Origin of the sequence: Xanthobacter autotrophicus, assembly GCF_029991245.1 — a bacterium.
GTDB lineage: Bacteria > Pseudomonadota > Alphaproteobacteria > Rhizobiales > Xanthobacteraceae > Xanthobacter > Xanthobacter autotrophicus_C.
This window is the reverse complement of sequence record NZ_JAIVFO010000057.1, coordinates 11,647-27,313: the sequence shown is the minus strand read 5'-3', so window position 1 is coordinate 27,313 and position 15,667 is coordinate 11,647. Positions and strand designations below refer to the sequence as shown.

Genomic DNA, 15,667 nt, shown 5'->3' with positions numbered 1-15,667 from the left:
AGGCTGGGATGGGGGCTTGGTGGGGCGCTTGGGCAAATGGTCCGTCCGGTTTCCCGCGACGCTACCCGGAACCGGAGCCGCGGGCTAGAGCACGCGTCGACCAGACTGCTTCGCAATCTGATCGGACAACGTGTTCTCTTTTCTTGAGTTTGGAGCCGGCGGCGGCAGGACAGGCACGCCGGTCGGACCCCGGCGCCGCAGTCCCCTGCGACCGGCGCCGGGGCGTGTGCCCATCGGCCTTGGTCCTATTGCGCCACCGCTGCCTTGTAGACGAAGCCGCGCTTGTCGCCGGATGACACCTCGCACCAGGACTTGCAGGAATAGAGCGTCACCTTGGTGCCCTCTTCCAGCGTGCCGATGACGGATGCCGAACGCTTCGGCCCCGAGCGCACGGTCACGGCGGTGCGGATGCGCGCGGTGCGGCCGTCATCGGCGGCGGCCTTCCCGGCATCCGCCGACGCCACTGCGAGGGCGCGGGGCTTGGCCTTGGGAAGGGGCGCGCCGGCTGACGGCGCGGTATCGGAAACGGTCTGCGTGGCGCCCTCGGGCAGGCTCGCCTCGTCGCCCGCCTCGTCGCCGCTGACCGGTTCGAGGAAGGCCGGGCGGGCGAAATCGGCGGCGGTGGGGGTCGGTTCCGCCGGGCCGGTCGCTATCGGACGCGCGGTGGCCTGCTCCGGCCGAGCTGGCGGGGCCGAGGGGGCAGCGAGGATGGAGGCGACCTTGGTGGACATCTGCGCGTGCCCGCCATCCGCGGTGTTGAGGGCGACGGCTTTTGGCGGGCGGGCGTCGCTGGCGGCGCTTGCGGTGGTGGTGGTCGAGGCCGTGGCTCTCGGGGCCGCACCGGGCGGGGCAGGACGATCCTGGGCAAGGCGATCCTGGGCAGTACGGTTGGGACCGATGGCGTGGTAGGCGACCACGCCGCCCATGCCGAGGATCAGGACCGAAGCGGAAAGGGCCAGGGCACGCCACAGCAGGAGCCCGTCGCGCGCCCTGCGCCGTGGCGGGCGACCGCGCGTGCTTGTACCGATGCGGGGGCGGGCCGTATCCCGCCGATCATACGGAACGTCGAAGCTGCCATCGGGATCATAGTCCCGGAAGGTGTCTTCCTTACCGCCGGAGCGGCGCTGGGCGCGTCCAAGGCCAGCCATATATATACCTCCTGCCAAGCCGTCTGCGCCGGAAGAGGCAGAGGCTCGAGGATCCATTTCTCTGGGCCTGTCGATCGCGCGCGGAGCTTATTGCCTTCAGAAGAGATCGCCTCGCGATGCAGCCTCAAAACGCAACCTGCTCCGTTTCAAACCGTTGGCGCGCGAACTGTGGCCTTCTTCCTCCCTCGTTCCGGCAAGACCGCCCGCAACGGCGGCTCCTGAAAGATGCACCTGAAATGGAAACATCTGAAGAACGGTTCGCCTGCAAACCATACCGCCTGCAAGGCATCGACGAGCGTGGCGACAAAATGCGGCCGATATGTGCCCATACGGTAGCCGGGGAAAACACCTAGGGATCGTTTGGAAATTCGCCCGGATGGGCGCTTGCTGGGCGACCGGCGCGCAAGCGCGGCCCCTGCCGGCGCCTATCCTGCAATACGGGCGCGCGGCGGACTGCTAAGCTTTGGTATCCTCAGGGAGCGCCAGCCATGTTCGACCCGACGACTTTGACCGGCATCCATACCTATATCAGCCTCTTCGCCATCGCCGCCGGTATCGCGGTGGTGGCGGGCCTCGTCCGTGGCCTCGACCGTCCCACCACGGCCACTACCTTCCTCGCCCTCGCCTTCCTCACCAGCGCCACCGGATTTCTGTTTCCCTTCAATGGTGTCCTTCCGTCCCATGTGGTCGGGGCGGTGGCCATTCTCGTGCTGCTGCCTGCGATCTACGCCCGCTCCGCCGCCGGGCTCCAGGGGCGCTGGCACGGCATCTATGCGGGCACGGCGGTGGCGAGCCTCTATTTCCTGGTGTTCGTGGCGGTTGCCCAGGCCTTCGCCAAGGTGCCGGCGCTCCAGGCCGTGGCGCCGACCCAGGGCGCGCCCGCCTTCGCGGTGGCGCAGGGCGTGGTGCTGCTCGCCTTCATCGGCCTCGGCTTCGCTGCGGTGCGGGCGCGGCCGGCGTAATCCGAGCTGCCGGGAGCCTACTTGCCGGGAGCCTATTTGCCGGGGACGCGCCACCAGGTCTCGGGCAGGGTGCCGTAGAGGGAAGCGCGCCTGGGCCGCTCGATCCGCGTCCAGCGGGCGAGCCACTGGCCGGGCGTGTGGAACAATGGCACCCCATAGGCGCCGGACACCAGCACCCGGTCGAGGGCGCGGGCGGCAGACACATAGTCATCCTCGTCGCGGGCCGCCAGCAGGGCGGCGATGGCGGCGTCGATGGCCGGGGATTTCGCGCCCATATAGTTGCGCGAGCCCGGCGTGTCGGCGGCGGCGGAGCCGAAATAGAAGGCCTGCTCGTTGCCCGGGGAGAGCGACTGGCCCCAGGCATAGGGCATCATGTCGAAATCATAGGCGCCCCGCCGGGAATCGAACTGCACTGCATCCACATACCGCACCTGCGCCGCGATTCCCGCCCTTTTGAGCTGGCTCTGGTAGGCGAGGGCCAGGCGTTCCTGCTCGCGGGTGGCCACCATGATCTCGAAGGCGAAGGGCCGTCCGGTCTCCCGGTTCACCAGCGCCCCCTGCCGCAGCATCCACCCGGCCTTGTCGAGAAGCTGGAGCGCGGCCTTCAGCCGATCGCGGTCGCGGCCGGAGCCGTCGGAGACCGGGGGGCGGAAGGTGCCGGCCAGCACATCGGGCACCACGGCATCGGGGAAGGCGGCGAGCAGTGATCGCTCGCGGGCGTCGGCTGGCACGCCCGAACTTGACAGTTCCGAACCTTCAAAAAAGCTCGCGGTGCGGCGATAGAGGCCGTGGTAGAAATTCTTGTCGAGCCATTCGAAATCGAACAGCTCAATGAGCGCCTGGCGAACGTGGCGGTCGGCGAACAGCGGGCGTCGCGTGTTGAACACGAAGGCCGAGTAAGGCTTTGGCGTGCCAGTGGGAACAAGCTCCTTCACCACATCGCCAGCGCGCGCGGCGGGAAAGTCGTACCCGGTCTCCCAGCGGCCGGGGTCGGTCTCGAACCGGGCGTCGATCAGGCCCTTCTTGAAGGCCTCGAACTCGGTGTTGGCGTCCCTGAAGTAGAAGAAGCGGATCCTGTCGAAGTTATAGAGACCGCGGTTGAACGCCACGGCACCCCCCCAATGGTCCGGGTTGCGCTCCAGCGTGACGGAAGCGCCCGCATCCACCGCCCCGACCCGGTAGGGGCCGGAGCCGGTGAGGGGCGTGAGCGTCGTCTCCTCGAAGCGGTCGCGGTCGATGCTGGCCTGCTTGAACACGGGCATGAGGCCCATGATGAGCGGTAGCTCCGGGTCCGGCTCGGCGAAGGTGAAGCGGACGGTGTGGGCGTCCGGCGCCTCGGCCTTGGCGATTTTCCCGTAATAGAGACGGTGGTTTGGCCGGCCCATGTCGCGCATGAGCGCGAACGAGAACAAAACGTCGTCGGCGGTGACGGGGGTGCCGTCGGAGAAGCGGGCGGCCGGGTTCAGGGCGAAGGCGACGAAGCTGCGCTCGGCATCGGTGGTCACGCTCTGCGCCAGCAGCGGGTAGAGCGTGAACGGCTCGTCGAGGGAACGCGCCATCAGGCTTTCGATCACGTAATTGCGCATGAAGAGCGGCGCCGAACCCTTGACGATGAAGGGGTTGAGGCTGTCGAAGGTGCCCAGCAGCGACAGGTCCAGATGGCCGCCCCTTGGGGCGGTCGGGTCGGCGTAGGGCAGGGCGGTGAAGGTTGGCGGCAGGTCCGGCGTGCCACGCATGGCGATGGCCGGCGCCCGGTCCAGCGCCTGCGCTTGCACCGGCGCCCCCGCAAGTGCGACCGCGGACAGAAGGGCCGCGAGGAACCAGGGCGTGGCGGCTCCCCCGGACCGGAGCCGACCCCGGGAACGCAGGCTGAAACAGCTCCTCATGACGCCTTCCCAGCTTCTTGCCGCCGGCCGCGGCGCCAGCATGCACACCGGCCGGTTCACGAATCGTATGGACCGCCGCAGTATTCTCACCGTACCGCCGCGGCACATTTGACTGTTCAAACCAGCCTGTCGGCCGTTTGTTGGCCTTATTCCTCGGCAAGGTAGCACACGCTGTCCCGACGCTTGGAACGGGTGTGGGCGAGCGTGTTCCCCGTGCGGCTGCGGCCCGTCACCTTCTCGCCTCAATTGGGCTGGAGAGAGCCGGTGTCCGAGAGAGGGGGGTGCGGGGCCCCGGCCTCAGCGCGTGCGCGGCCGGAGCCCCGGCGGCTCAGACCACAAGAAAGGCCACGATGACCATGACCAAATTCAACGCGCGGCTCACGGCCGGGGTTGCCGCCACGTTGTTCGCTGTGGCGTTCGCCGGCCCGGCCTTCTCCCAGACCCAGCCGGCCCAGCCCGCGCCTGCGGCCAAGCCGGCCCCCAAGCCCGCCGCTCCTGCCGCCAAGCCCGCCGCTCCGGCGGCCCCGGCTCCGGCCGCGCAGGCGCCCGCCGGCGGTGCCCCGCAGGGCGAAGCCGACGTGAAATTCTCCGCCTCTCCGTGGCAGAAGATCTGCCAGGAGATCCCGGAGCGGAAGAAGCAGGTGTGCGTGCTCACCCAGGTGCTCGGCGTCGAGAACCAGGCCATCGCCAAGGTCGACATCGTCGAGATGCAGGATGAGCCGAAGAAGCGCATCAACATTTCCGTGCCCCTCGGCATGCGCCTGCAGCCCGGTCTGCGCATCACCCTTGACAAGGACCCGGTGAACATCCCGTTCGTGCTGTGCCAGCCCATCCAGGGCGGCGGCGCCACCTGCATCGGCGACCTTGAAGTGGACGGCAGCTTCATAGCCAAGTTCCGCAAGGCCAATGCCGTGTACCTGCAGATGGTGAACGGCACCGGCCGCACCCTGAGCCTGCCCATCTCCAACGCCGATTTCGGCAAGGCCTATGATGGCCCCGGCATGGATGCCAAGGTGGCCATGGAGCAGGAGCGCAAGCGCATGGAAGAAGCCCGCGCCGCGGCCCAGCAGCAGGAAGAGCAAGGCAAGGCCGCTCTCCTGAAGAAGGGCCAGGAGCTTGAGCGCGCCAAGGCGCAGGGCGCCCAGTGATCCGACTGTGATCCTGAGGCGGTGATTTCAGGGCGGCGCGCCGCCCTGCCAGCTTTCAGCAAAAAGGGCCGGCATGAGGATGCCGGCCCTTTTTCATGTCTGAGGGTTCCTGCGGCCCGGACCCCGAAGGGCCCGCCCCGGTTGCGCGACGAGCCTTCAGTTGATGAGGTCGCGCCGCACCCGCCAGCCGCCGGCACCGTCGTCGGTCAGGGCCTCGTTCACCTTGGGATGGCGCACCGGCTCCTCGGAGAAGTCCCGCTCCAGGTTCTGCTCGGAGACGTAGGCCACATATTCGCTGTCCGCATTCTCGGCGAGCAGGTGGTAGAAGGGCTGGTCCTTGTGGGGACGGATCTCCTCGGGAATGGAGAGCCACCATTCCTCGGTGTTGTCGAACACCGGGTCCACGTCGAAGACAACGCCGCGGAAGGGGAAGTGCTTGTGCCGCACCACCTCTCCGATGCGGAACTTCGCCTCGCGCATGGTGGACTGGAAATCCGCCGCCGCGCCTGCGAGCGGCAAGGCGCCCGCCCCTTCAGCCGCTCCGGCGATGCCCTTGCCCTCGGCCGCTCCGGCCTTGGCGTCCTGCGCCACAGCGCCGGCCTCGGGTGCCGACGCGATGGAATTGCCATCGGGCGCAGGCGCGCCGGTGGCGGGTTTCGCGCGCGCTTTGTCGTGACTGCCCATGTCCCGCCTCTTCACTGTGCCGTCGCGATTGACCTTCCGTTACGGCAATATCCTGCAATGTTAATCAATTCTGTCACAGTCCGTAGGCTTTGCCCATTTCCGGATCCTTGGCTGCGACAATGCGGGCAAGGTCCACGATCACCTTGGCCTGCTTCCAGGTTGCATCGTCCTGCATCTTGCCGTCGATCATCACCGCGCCGGCGCCATCGGGCATGGCTTCCAGGATCTTGAGGGCGAAGGCCACCTCGCCCGGATCAGGGGAGAACACGCGCTTGGCGATGTCGATCTGGGTGGGGTGCAGCGACCAGGCGCCCACGCAGCCCTGCAGGAAGGCATTGCGGAACTGGCTCTCGCAGGCCGCGAGGTCGGAGAAATCGCCGAACGGGCCGTAGAAGGGCTTGATGCCGTTGGCGGCGCAGGCGTCCACCATCTTGCCGACGGTGTAGTGCCACAGGTCCTGCTGGTAGCCGGCGCGCGGCGCGTCGCCATCCGCGTCCGCCAGCACCTTGTAGTCGGGATGCCCGCCGCCGACGCGGGTGGTCTTCATGGCGCGGGAGGCGGCAAGGTCCGCCGGTCCCAGGCTCATGCCGTGCATGCGCGGGGAGGCGCTGGCGATCTCCTCCACGTTCTTCACGCCCTCGGCGGTCTCCAGGATGGCGTGGATGAGGATGGGCTTGCCGATGGCGTGCTTGGCCTCCAGCTGGGCCAGCAGCTGGTCGAGATAATGCACGTCCCAGGCGCCTTCCACCTTGGGCAGCATGATCACGTCCAGCTTGGCGCCGATCTCGCTTACGATCTCGACGATGTCGTCGAGCACCCAGGGGCTGTTGAGGCAGTTGATGCGGGTCCACAGGCCGGTGGCGCCGAAATCCGTGGCCTTGGCCATCTCGATGAAGCCCCGGCGCGCGGCTTCCTTGGCGTCGGAGGGGATGGCGTCCTCAAGGTTGCCGAGCACCACGTCCACCTGCCTGGCGATCTCCGGCACCTTGTTGCGCATCTTTTCCAGGTGCGGCGGCACGAAATGGATCATGCGCTCAAGCTGCACCGGCAGCTCGCGGTAAGGTGCAGGCGCACCGATGGCCAGCGGCTTGAAGAATTGGCGCGGCAGCTTCATGTGTCCCCCCGTGGATTTGGCGGCACGGCCTCGTGCCTGGGCCGCCAACCTGTTGAATGCAATGCAGCATAGGTGGCGGGCCGGTGCAACACGACTTCACGGTAGGCGTACCGGGCGGCCGGCATGCGGGGGAGGTCCGTCGCGGGCGTCGATCGCCGTCGCGACGGGATGTGCTTTGGGGCTTCGCCGGTCTGGCGGGTCTTGTCGCGGCGTCCGGTCCGGCGGCGGCGGGCGATTTCTGGGGCGAGGGGCTGCCCGACCAGCCCACGGATTTCCTGTTCGGCTACGGCACCCTCATCAGCGAGCCGTCGCGCACGTCCACGTCGCGGCGGCAGGTGGTCGCGGTCCCGGCGCGGGTTTCCGCGCAATTCGGCCTGGTGCGGGCCTTCGTTGCCCGCGGCGGGGCGCGGTCCGGGGCGGGGTTCACCGCCATGGGGCTGCGCCATCGCCGCGAGGGGGAAGAGCCGTCCTCCATCAATGGCGTGGTCTTCCCGGTGCGGGACGCCGAGGAGATGGCCGCCTTCGACCGGCGCGAGGGCGGCTACCGGCGGGTGGAGGTGGACCCGGCCCTGGTGGAGGCGGTGGGCTGGCAGGGCCTGCCGCGCTCCGGCCGGGTGTGGATCTATGTGCCGAAAGGCATCGACATGAACCGGGAGGCCGGCGCGCCGGACGATCTCGTTCTGCCCGACGCGGCGTTTCCGCTGGTCCAGTCCTATATCGACGTGGTGCTGCAGGGCGCGCTGGCGGAAGGCGGCGCCTTCGCGCGGGAGCTGATCGAGACCACGTTCGACTGGAGCCCATTCTGGCTCGACGACCGGCCCACGCCCCGCCGTCCCTGGGCTGAAACCGAGCAGGCCGGCGCCATCGACCGGCTGCTCGCGAGCACGGAGCCAGCGGCGAGCCAGTTCCGCAAGCGGCTCTATCCGGAACTCTATGCCGCCCGCCATCTGATGGACGCGGCGGCGCCGCGCTAGAGCATTTTCGAGCGAAGTGGGTACCGGTTCGCGTGAAGAAAATGCGTTCACGCAAGGTTCTAGAGCGTTTTCCGTGAGCCAGGGCGAGCGGAAAACGCTCTAGAGAGGTGGTAGCCTACGGCAGCAGCAGGGTGGAGCCCGTGGTCTTGCGCGCTTCGAGGTCCTTGTGGGCCTTCTGCACGTCCTTCAGCGCATAGGTCTGGTGGACCGGGATCTTCACCGCCCCGGTCAGCACCGCCTCGAACAGGTCGTTGGCGGTGGCGATCAGGTCGTGGCGCTTGGCCACGAAGGTGGCGAGTGTCGGCCGGGTGGCGAACAGCGAGCCCTTCTGCGAGAGCTGGAGCAGGTCGAAGTTCTTGATGGCGCCGGAGGCGTTGCCGAAGCTCACCCACAGGCCCAGCGGCTTCAGGCAGTCGAGGGAGGCGGGATAGGTCGCCTGTCCCACCCCGTCATAGACCACGTCGCACAGCTTGCCGGCGGTGATCTCCTTCACCCGGTGCACGAAATCCTCGTCGCGGTAGAGAATCACCTCGTCGCAGCCGTGGGACAGGGCCAGTTCCGCCTTGTCCCTGGAGCCCACGGTGCCGATCACGGTGGCGCCCAGATGCTTGGCCCACTGGCACAGGATGAGCCCCACGCCGCCGGCCGCCGCCTGGACCAGGATCACGTCGCCCGGCTTGATGTGATGGGTGCGGCGCACGAGATACTGCGCGGTCATGCCCTTCAGCATCATGGCGGCGGCGGTCTGGTCGTCGATGGAAGCGGGCAGGTGCAGCAGCACGGCGGCCGGCACGTTGCGCACGTCCGAATAGGCGCCGATGGCCATGGCATAGGCGACGCGGTCGCCGGGGTGGAAGTCGTTCACGTCGGGGCCCACGGCCTCCACCACGCCGGCACCCTCGTTGCCGGGGATGAAAGGCAGGCTCGCGGCCTTGTAGAGGCCGGTGCGGAAATAGACGTCGATGAAGTTGAGGCCGATGGCGGTGTGGCGAATCTGCACCTCGCCGCGTCCCGGCGCAGGCACCTCGACCGTTTCATAGGTCAGCACCTCGGGACCGCCCGTCTGATGCACCCGAACCGCATGGACCATGATGCCAGACCCCTTTTTCGCCGCGACGCCGGGGATCATAGGCCGGCGTCCGGCGCCCGCAAGCACCCTCAGCGCCCGCCGGAGACCTTCAGGATGGCGCCGGTGGTGTAGCTCGCCGCATCCGACAGCAGGTGCAGCACCGCGTCGGCCACCTCGTCGGCGGTGCCGGCCCGGCCCATGGGCGTGGTGGGCACCAGCCGGTCCAGCCGGCCGGTAACGCCGCTGGTGTCGTGGATGTCGGTGGCGATGAGGCCCGGCGCCACCCCGTTCACCCGGACGCCCTCGCGTGCCAGCTCGCGGCCGAGGCCGATGGTGAAGCTGTCGATGGCGCCCTTGCTCGCGGCGTACCAGACATATTCGCCGGGCGAGCCCAGCGTCGCCGCCATGGAGGAGATGTTGACGATGGCGCCGCCCTTGCCCCCGCGCGCCGTGGACATGCGCTTCACCGCCGCCTGCGCCACCAGCAGCGCGCCGGTGACGTTGAGGTCGATGACGCGGGCGATCTCGGCGGGATCGGCATCGGCGAAGGGCGAGGCGCGGCCGGTGATGCCGGCGTTGTTCACCAGATGGGTCACCGGGCCGAGGCGGGAATCGGTCTCGTCGAACAGGTGGGCGATGTCGGCGGGGACGGCCATGTCGCCCTTGATCACCGCCACTTCGGCGCCGTGGGCACGGGCTGCGGCGGCGGTGGCTTCGGCGGCGGCGGCATCGCTGGTGTAGTTGAGCGCGATCTTGCCATAGCCCGCCTGGGCGGCCCTGATCACGCAGGCGGCGCCGATGCCCCGGCTGCCGCCCGTCACCACGAGGACCTTGCCTGTCATTGTTGCTCCTCCGCGTGCCGCGCCGCGATCCGCCGCCGGCGCCGGCCGGAGGCGGCGACGTTCAGCATCTCCACCATCACCGAGAAGGCCATGGCCGCATAGATGTAGCCCTTCGGGACGTGCGCGCCGAAGCCGTCCGCCACCAGCGTGACGCCGATGAGCACCAGGAAGGCCAGCGCCAGCATCTTGGTGGTGGGATGGGCGGCGATGAAGGCCGAGAGCGGGCCCGAGGCGGCGAACATGATGGACACGGCAATGATCACCGCCAGCACCATGATGGCGAGATGCTCCGCCATGCCGATGGCGGTGAGGATCGAGTCCACCGAGAATACGAGGTCGAGCAGGATCACCTGCGCCACCACCGCCATGAAGGCGCGCTGCGCGTGGGTGGCCGGGCTGTCGGCGGCCTCCGGCTCGTCCTCGCCCTCCAGCGCGCCGTGCATTTCCTGGGTGGCCTTGGCGATGAGGAAGGCGCCGCCGGCCATCAGGATGATGTCGCGCCAGGAGAAGCCATGGCCGAAGGCGGTGAACAGGTTTTGCTGGAGGCCGATGAGCCAGGTGAGCGCGAACAGCAGCGCAATGCGCAGGAGCAGTGCCGCGGAAAGCCCCATCTGCCGCGCCCGGAGCGCCTGGGCCGCGGGCAGTTTCTGCACCACCAGGGAGATGAACACCACGTTGTCGATGCCGAGGATGATCTCCATGGCCGTGAGCGTCACGAGGGCCGCCCAGGCCTCCGGTGACGAAATCCAGTCCAGCATCCGATCCCCCAGCACCGATTCCGCGCCAGAATGGGGGAAGTCGCGCGTGCCGCAAGATGTCCGGTGGCGATCACCGCGCAAAAGGCGCCGCGCGTGCCGATGGGGCAACACGCCGCGCCGCAGGGTCGTGACGGATCATACGCCAGGGCTTTGCGGCGTGGCATCTTGACGGACTGACTCGGGGCCGGGCGGCCTTTTCTCCGCCCTATGCGGGTTTTAGTGTGCGACACGCCGGTGACACGGCGGCGGGGAGGCTGCGATGGCGCAAGAGGACATCCACGACGGCGACATCCACCACGATCGTATTCACGAGGTGATCGTGGTGGGCGCAGGTCCGGCCGGGCTCGCCACCGCTCTCGGGCTTGCTGCACGGGGGGTGCCCGCGGTTCTCGTCACCGGCCCTGATCGCGGGGCCGACCATCGCACCACGGCGCTGCTGGAAGGCTCGGTGCGCATCCTGGAGGATTTCGGCCTGTGGGCGGAGCTGGAGCCCCGCTCCGCGCCGCTGCGCGACATGCGCATCGCCGATGCCACCCGCCGGCTGGTGCGGGCGCCGGAAGTGACCTTCCGGTCGGCAGAGATCGGCCTTCCCGCCTTCGGCTACAACATCGAGAATGACGCGCTGCGCAACGGCCTGCTCGCCAAGGCCATGCAGCAGCCCAACCTCTCCATCGTCCGCACCGCGCTGGAGCGCATCGACTTTGCGCCCGACGCCCTCACCCTGCATCTCGCCGACGGCTCCACCCTGCGCGCCCGCCTCGTGGTGGGGGCGGATGGACGCCAATCGCGGGTGCGGGCGGCGGCGGGCATAACCATGCGCACCCGGGCCTATCCGCAGGTGGCCTTCACCGCCACCGTGCGCCACACCCGCTCGCACGAGGACACCTCCACCGAATTCCACACCGAGACCGGCCCCTTCACGCTGGTGCCGCTGACGGGGGACCGCTCGTCCATCGTCTGCGTGGTCACGGAGCGGGAGGCGATCCGCCTGCTCGGCCTCGACGACATGGCGCTGGCGCGGGAGCTGGAGGCGCGGGCCTCCTCGGTGCTCGGACGGTTCGAGATGGAGGGCGGCCGCGGCGCCTTCCCGCTGGCGGCGGAGACGGCGGAGCGCCTGGTGGCGGACCGCATCGCCCTCATCAGCGAGGCGGCCCACATCATGCCGCCCATCGGTGCCCAGGGGCTCAACCTCGGCCTGCGCGACGCCGGCGCGCTGGTGGCCTTCGTGGCGGATGCCTTCGCGGTGGGCGGGGACGTGGGCTCGGAGGCCCTGCTGTCGCGCTACGCGGCGGCGCGCCAGCGCGACGTGTTCGGCCGCATGCGGGCGGTGGACCTGCTCAACCGCTCGCTGCTGTCCGACCTGCTGCCGGTCCAGGGCGTGCGCGGCTTCGGCCTCTATCTGCTCGATCGGGTGGGTCCCCTGCGGCGCACCCTGATGCGGCTCGGCATCGGCGACAAGGCTGCCTGACGCGCACCACCGGTGGTTCAGAACAGGCTGAGCGGGATGAGGTGCCCGCGCAGCAGGTAGAGCATGCCGGTCACCGTCACCACGGAGAACAGGGTGCCGAGGAGGACGGCGGCAGACGCCTCCTCCATGAAGACGTGGTACTGCCGCGCCAGCACGAACACGTTCAGCGCCGGCGGCAGCGCCGCCATCAACAGCAGCGTCTCGCTCCAGACCTGCGAGAACGGCCCGAACAGGCTGAGCGACACCAGCGCGATCACCGGGTGCAGCACCAGCTTCAGCACCAGCAGCGGCCCCAGCTCCACCGGCACGCGCTTCAGGGGCCGGAGCGCCACGGTGACGCCGAGCGCGAACAGCGCGCAGGGCGCGGCAGCATTGCGCAGGAAATCCAGCATGCGCGACAGCGGCTCCGGCTCGCGGAACTCCAGCGCTGCTGCCAGGACCCCCAGCATGGTCGCGATGTTGAAGGGGTGGGTGAGCACCCTTTTGGCGATAAGGCCCAGGGTGTGGAGCAGGCCCTCGCCCCGTCCGCGCATGGTCATCAGCAGCGGCACGATGGTGAAGAACAGGAGGCTGTCGCAGGCGAAGATGAGCGCCGCCGGCGTCGCCGCCGCCTGGCCGAGGGCGGCCAGCGTCAGGCCCGGCCCCATGTAGCCCACATTGGCATAGGCGCCGATGGTGACGGCGATGGCGGCCTCGCCCACATGCCCGCGCCGGAAGAACAGGCCGATGGCCAGGGCAATGAGGGAGGTGGTCGCGGTGGACGCCACCACCGCGAGGATGAAGGCGGGATTGGCCAGCTCATGGATCGGGGTCTGCGCCACGATGCGATAGAACAGCGCCGGCAGCGCCACATAGATGACGAAGAAGGTCAGCCAGGCGAGCCCGCTTTCCGGCAGCTTGACCCGCCAGCCGCAGAAATAGCCGAGGAAGATCAGCCCGAAGAAGGGAAAGGCGAGGCCGAACAGGTCGCTCATGGCGGCGCGCTCATGGGTGCGGGCTTTTCTGGGGCTGGCTCACTGCGGGGCAAGGGGCATTGAGGCGTCTGGGGCGGGGCGCCTGTGGCGCGTTGCCCCATCCATAATCGGCGGGCGCGCGGATGAAAAGCGGTAGCCGCGCGCGGTCATCTTCCCGCGCTGGTGCCCTGGCCGCCGCCCTCGGCGCAGGCTTGCGCGAGGCTCAACGCCGTCGTGCCGCAGCGTTTTCCCGCGAAGAAGCGCCATGAGCGCCTTGCGCGTGGCCCCCCTCGCCATGATATCTAGGTTTCAAGAAGGATGGGGCGGGCGCGCTGAACCTGCCCCGCCCGTGCTGCGACGGATCGTTCCCGGCCATGATGCGCCAATACGAACTCGTCGAGCGCGTTCGACGGTATAATCCCAACACCGACGAGGCGCTGCTCGACCGCGCCTATGTGTATGCCATGCGCGCGCACGGCAGCCAGCTGCGCGCGTCCGGCGACCCCTATTTCTCCCATCCCCTGGAAGTGGCGGCGATCCTCACCGATCTCAAGCTGGACGATGCCACCATCGTCTCGGCGCTGCTGCACGACACCATCGAGGACACCAGCGCCACCAAGTCCGAGATCGAGCGCCTGTTCGGCCACCAGATCGCGACGCTGGTGGAGGGCCTCACCAAGATCAAGAAGCTGGACCTCGTCTCCAAGCAGGCTAAGCAGGCGGAAAACCTGCGCAAGCTGTTGCTGGCCATCGCCGACGACGTGCGGGTGCTCCTCGTCAAGCTCGCCGACCGCCTCCACAACATGCGCACCCTGAAATGGGTGCCGCCGGAGAAGCGCGATCGCGTGGCGCAGGAGACGCTGGACATCTACGCGCCGCTCGCCGCCCGCATGGGCATGCAGGACATGCGCGAGGAACTGGAGGACCTCTCCTTCCGCCAGCTCTCGCCGGAGGCCTACGAATCCATCGCCGTGCGCGTTTCCGAGCTGCGGCAGGGCAACGGCGCGGTGGTGCAGGAGATCGAGCGCGAGCTGAAGGACGAGCTGGCGCGGCGCGGCATCACGGTGGAAGTGAAGGGGCGCGAGAAGCGGCCTTATTCCATCTGGGGCAAGATGGAGCGCAAGGCCATCGGCTTCGAGCAATTGTCCGACCTCTACGGCTTCCGCGTCATCGTCGGCTCGGTGGAGGACTGCTATCGCGCGCTGGGGGTGATCCACACCAAGTGGGCCATCGTGCCCGGCCGCTTCAAGGACTACATCTCCACCCCCAAGCCCAACGACTACCGCTCGCTCCACACCACCGTGGTCGGCCCGCGCCGGCAGCGGGTCGAGATGCAGATCCGCACCCGGGACATGGAGGAGATCGCCGAATACGGCATCGCCGCCCATGCCCTCTACAAGGACGCGTCCGGGGCGCCGGGGGCCATGCTCTCCCACGAGAGCCGGGCCTATGCCTGGCTGCGCAAGACCATCGAGAACCTGTCGCAGGGCCTCTCGCCCGAGGAGTTCCTGGAGCATACCAAGCTTGAGCTGTTCCACGACCAGGTGTTCTGCTTCACCCCCAAGGGGCGGCTGATCGCCCTGCCGCGCAAGGCGACGCCCATCGATTTCGCCTATGCGGTGCACACCGACGTGGGCAATACGGCGGTGGGCTGCAAGATCAACGGCTCCATCGCGCCCCTGGTGTCGGAGCTGAAGAACGGCGACGAGGTGGAGATCATCACCTCCAAGGCGCAGACGCCGCCGGGCGCGTGGGAGACCATCGCGGTGACGGGCAAGGCGCGCGCCGCCGTGCGCCGGGCGACCCGGACCGCCGTGCGCGCCCAATATGCCGGGCTCGGCCGCAAGATCGCCGAGCGGGCGTTTGCCAAGGCGGGCAAGGTGTTTTCGGACGACGCCGTGGCCAAGGGGACGCCACGCCTTGCCCGCACCGCCGCCGAGGACGTGCTTGCCGCCGTGGGCCGGGGCGAGATCAAGACCGACGATCTCATCCGCGCCGTCTATCCCGACTGGTCGCCGCCGCGCGCGGAAGATCGCACCGACCGGCAGGTGAACGGGGAAGGCTGGTTCGAGCTGAAGCGCGGCCACAACCTCAAGTTCAAGATCCCCGAGGCGGCCAAGTCGCGTGAGGGGGCGGATGCGGAGCGCCTCGACGCCATTCCCATCCGCGGCATCAACGGCGAGCTGCCCGTGCGCTTCGCGCCGGAGGGAGGCGCGGTGCCGGGCGATCGCATCGTCGGCATCCTGACGCCGGGCGAGGGGATCACCATCTACCCGATCCAGTCGCCGTCCCTGCAGAGCTTCGAGGATGCGCCCGAGCGCTGGCTCGACGTGCGCTGGGACGTGGACGAATTGTCGGACGGTCGCTTCCCCGCCCGCATCATCGTGACGGCCCGCAACGCGCCCGGCTCGCTGGCCCAGGTGGCGGGCGCCATCGGCGACCGCGGCGGCAATATCGACGGCCTCCAGATGCGCGCCCGCTCGGCCGACTTCCACGAGATGGTCATCGACATCGAGGTCTTCGATCTAAGGCATCTCAATACCATCATGGCGGACCTGAAGGCCCGCGAGGTGGTCGCCCAGGTGGAGCGCGTGAATGGCTGACCGTGCCGGCGCACGGGCAACCGGCTATAAGGCCGCTGCGGAGCAGGGAGCAGGGACG

General features: G+C 68.7%; 13 protein-coding genes. 5 read left to right on the top strand and 8 right to left on the bottom strand.

From position 1 onward, the window contains the following. Nucleotides 1-245 precede the first annotated feature (245 nt). Nucleotides 246-1,148, bottom strand: coding sequence for an SH3 domain-containing protein (locus tag K9U41_RS11645; protein ID WP_282641001.1), 903 nt, complete (start codon nucleotides 1,146-1,148; stop codon nucleotides 246-248). Nucleotides 1,149-1,636: 488 nt separating this feature from the next. Here K9U41_RS11645 and K9U41_RS11640 point away from each other — a divergent pair, with 488 nt between their 5' ends. After that, a complete protein-coding gene (locus tag K9U41_RS11640; RefSeq protein WP_282641000.1) occupies nucleotides 1,637-2,110 on the top strand; it encodes a hypothetical protein in 474 nt (157 codons plus the stop codon). 32 nt (nucleotides 2,111-2,142) lie between these two features. On the opposite strand, the gene K9U41_RS11635 is transcribed toward K9U41_RS11640, so the two are convergent. Continuing rightward, on the bottom strand, nucleotides 2,143-3,996 hold the full coding sequence (locus K9U41_RS11635) for an extracellular solute-binding protein (protein ID WP_432715776.1): 1,854 nt from the start codon (nucleotides 3,994-3,996) through the stop codon (nucleotides 2,143-2,145). Nucleotides 3,997-4,346: 350 nt separating this feature from the next. On the opposite strand from K9U41_RS11635, the gene K9U41_RS11630 reads away from it, so the two are divergent. Next, nucleotides 4,347-5,144 (top strand): invasion associated locus B family protein, encoded by a 798-nt coding sequence (locus K9U41_RS11630; RefSeq protein WP_282640999.1) that lies wholly within the window; start codon nucleotides 4,347-4,349, stop codon nucleotides 5,142-5,144. Between the two features lie 156 nt (nucleotides 5,145-5,300). On the opposite strand, the gene hspQ is transcribed toward K9U41_RS11630, so the two are convergent. Both hspQ and K9U41_RS11620 read right to left on the bottom strand, forming a co-directional pair. Then, a complete protein-coding gene (gene hspQ, locus K9U41_RS11625) occupies nucleotides 5,301-5,624 on the bottom strand; it encodes a heat shock protein HspQ (protein ID WP_149577683.1) in 324 nt (107 codons plus the stop codon). 277 nt (nucleotides 5,625-5,901) lie between these two features. Then, the gene (locus K9U41_RS11620) at nucleotides 5,902-6,942 is read right to left on the bottom strand and encodes an HpcH/HpaI aldolase/citrate lyase family protein (protein ID WP_282640998.1); all 1,041 of its coding nucleotides are present in this window, start codon (nucleotides 6,940-6,942) and stop codon (nucleotides 5,902-5,904) included. A gap of 170 nt (nucleotides 6,943-7,112) precedes the next feature. Between K9U41_RS11620 and K9U41_RS11615 the strand changes: the two genes are divergently transcribed. After that, the gene (locus tag K9U41_RS11615) at nucleotides 7,113-7,916 is read left to right on the top strand and encodes a gamma-glutamylcyclotransferase family protein (RefSeq protein WP_282640997.1); all 804 of its coding nucleotides are present in this window, start codon (nucleotides 7,113-7,115) and stop codon (nucleotides 7,914-7,916) included. A 115-nt stretch (nucleotides 7,917-8,031) separates the two neighbouring features. Here K9U41_RS11615 and K9U41_RS11610 read toward each other — a convergent pair whose 3' ends face one another. The 3 genes from K9U41_RS11610 to K9U41_RS11600 form a co-directional block, all read right to left on the bottom strand. Beyond that, on the bottom strand, nucleotides 8,032-9,006 hold the full coding sequence (locus tag K9U41_RS11610; protein ID WP_282640996.1) for a quinone oxidoreductase family protein: 975 nt from the start codon (nucleotides 9,004-9,006) through the stop codon (nucleotides 8,032-8,034). Nucleotides 9,007-9,074: 68 nt separating this feature from the next. Further along, nucleotides 9,075-9,827, bottom strand: a complete 753-nt coding sequence (locus tag K9U41_RS11605; protein WP_282640995.1) for an SDR family oxidoreductase — start codon at nucleotides 9,825-9,827, stop codon at nucleotides 9,075-9,077. Further along, nucleotides 9,824-10,585 (bottom strand): TerC family protein, encoded by a 762-nt coding sequence (locus K9U41_RS11600; protein ID WP_282640994.1) that lies wholly within the window; start codon nucleotides 10,583-10,585, stop codon nucleotides 9,824-9,826. Before K9U41_RS11600 ends, K9U41_RS11605 begins: the two co-directional genes overlap by 4 nt. A gap of 259 nt (nucleotides 10,586-10,844) precedes the next feature. Between K9U41_RS11600 and K9U41_RS11595 the strand changes: the two genes are divergently transcribed. After that, nucleotides 10,845-12,053: a UbiH/UbiF family hydroxylase gene (locus K9U41_RS11595; RefSeq protein ID WP_282640993.1), complete on the top strand. Its 1,209-nt coding sequence runs from the start codon at nucleotides 10,845-10,847 to the stop codon at nucleotides 12,051-12,053. 17 nt (nucleotides 12,054-12,070) lie between these two features. On the opposite strand, the gene K9U41_RS11590 is transcribed toward K9U41_RS11595, so the two are convergent. Then, nucleotides 12,071-13,027: an AEC family transporter gene (locus K9U41_RS11590; RefSeq protein WP_282640992.1), complete on the bottom strand. Its 957-nt coding sequence runs from the start codon at nucleotides 13,025-13,027 to the stop codon at nucleotides 12,071-12,073. A gap of 353 nt (nucleotides 13,028-13,380) precedes the next feature. On the opposite strand from K9U41_RS11590, the gene K9U41_RS11585 reads away from it, so the two are divergent. Further along, complete coding sequence (locus tag K9U41_RS11585) at nucleotides 13,381-15,609, top strand: RelA/SpoT family protein (protein WP_282640991.1); 2,229 nt, start codon at nucleotides 13,381-13,383, stop codon at nucleotides 15,607-15,609. The last annotated feature ends 58 nt before the right edge of the window (nucleotides 15,610-15,667 follow it).

Bases quoted from the DNA above. Each gene is read 5' to 3' on its own strand.
- K9U41_RS11645 (WP_282641001.1), bottom strand. From the start codon at position 1,148: ATGGCTGGCCTTGGACGCGCCCAGCGCCGCTCCGGCGGTAAGGAAGAC.
- K9U41_RS11640 (WP_282641000.1), top strand. From the start codon at position 1,637: ATGTTCGACCCGACGACTTTGACCGGCATCCATACCTATATCAGCCTC.
- K9U41_RS11635 (WP_432715776.1), bottom strand. From the start codon at position 3,996: ATGAGGAGCTGTTTCAGCCTGCGTTCCCGGGGTCGGCTCCGGTCCGGG.
- K9U41_RS11630 (WP_282640999.1), top strand. From the start codon at position 4,347: ATGACCATGACCAAATTCAACGCGCGGCTCACGGCCGGGGTTGCCGCC.
- hspQ (WP_149577683.1), bottom strand. From the start codon at position 5,624: ATGCGCGAGGCGAAGTTCCGCATCGGAGAGGTGGTGCGGCACAAGCAC.
- K9U41_RS11620 (WP_282640998.1), bottom strand. From the start codon at position 6,942: ATGAAGCTGCCGCGCCAATTCTTCAAGCCGCTGGCCATCGGTGCGCCT.
- K9U41_RS11610 (WP_282640996.1), bottom strand. From the start codon at position 9,006: ATGGTCCATGCGGTTCGGGTGCATCAGACGGGCGGTCCCGAGGTGCTG.
- K9U41_RS11605 (WP_282640995.1), bottom strand. From the start codon at position 9,827: ATGACAGGCAAGGTCCTCGTGGTGACGGGCGGCAGCCGGGGCATCGGC.
- K9U41_RS11600 (WP_282640994.1), bottom strand. From the start codon at position 10,585: ATGCTGGACTGGATTTCGTCACCGGAGGCCTGGGCGGCCCTCGTGACG.
- K9U41_RS11595 (WP_282640993.1), top strand. From the start codon at position 10,845: ATGGCGCAAGAGGACATCCACGACGGCGACATCCACCACGATCGTATT.
- K9U41_RS11590 (WP_282640992.1), bottom strand. From the start codon at position 13,027: ATGAGCGACCTGTTCGGCCTCGCCTTTCCCTTCTTCGGGCTGATCTTC.
- K9U41_RS11585 (WP_282640991.1), top strand. From the start codon at position 13,381: ATGATGCGCCAATACGAACTCGTCGAGCGCGTTCGACGGTATAATCCC.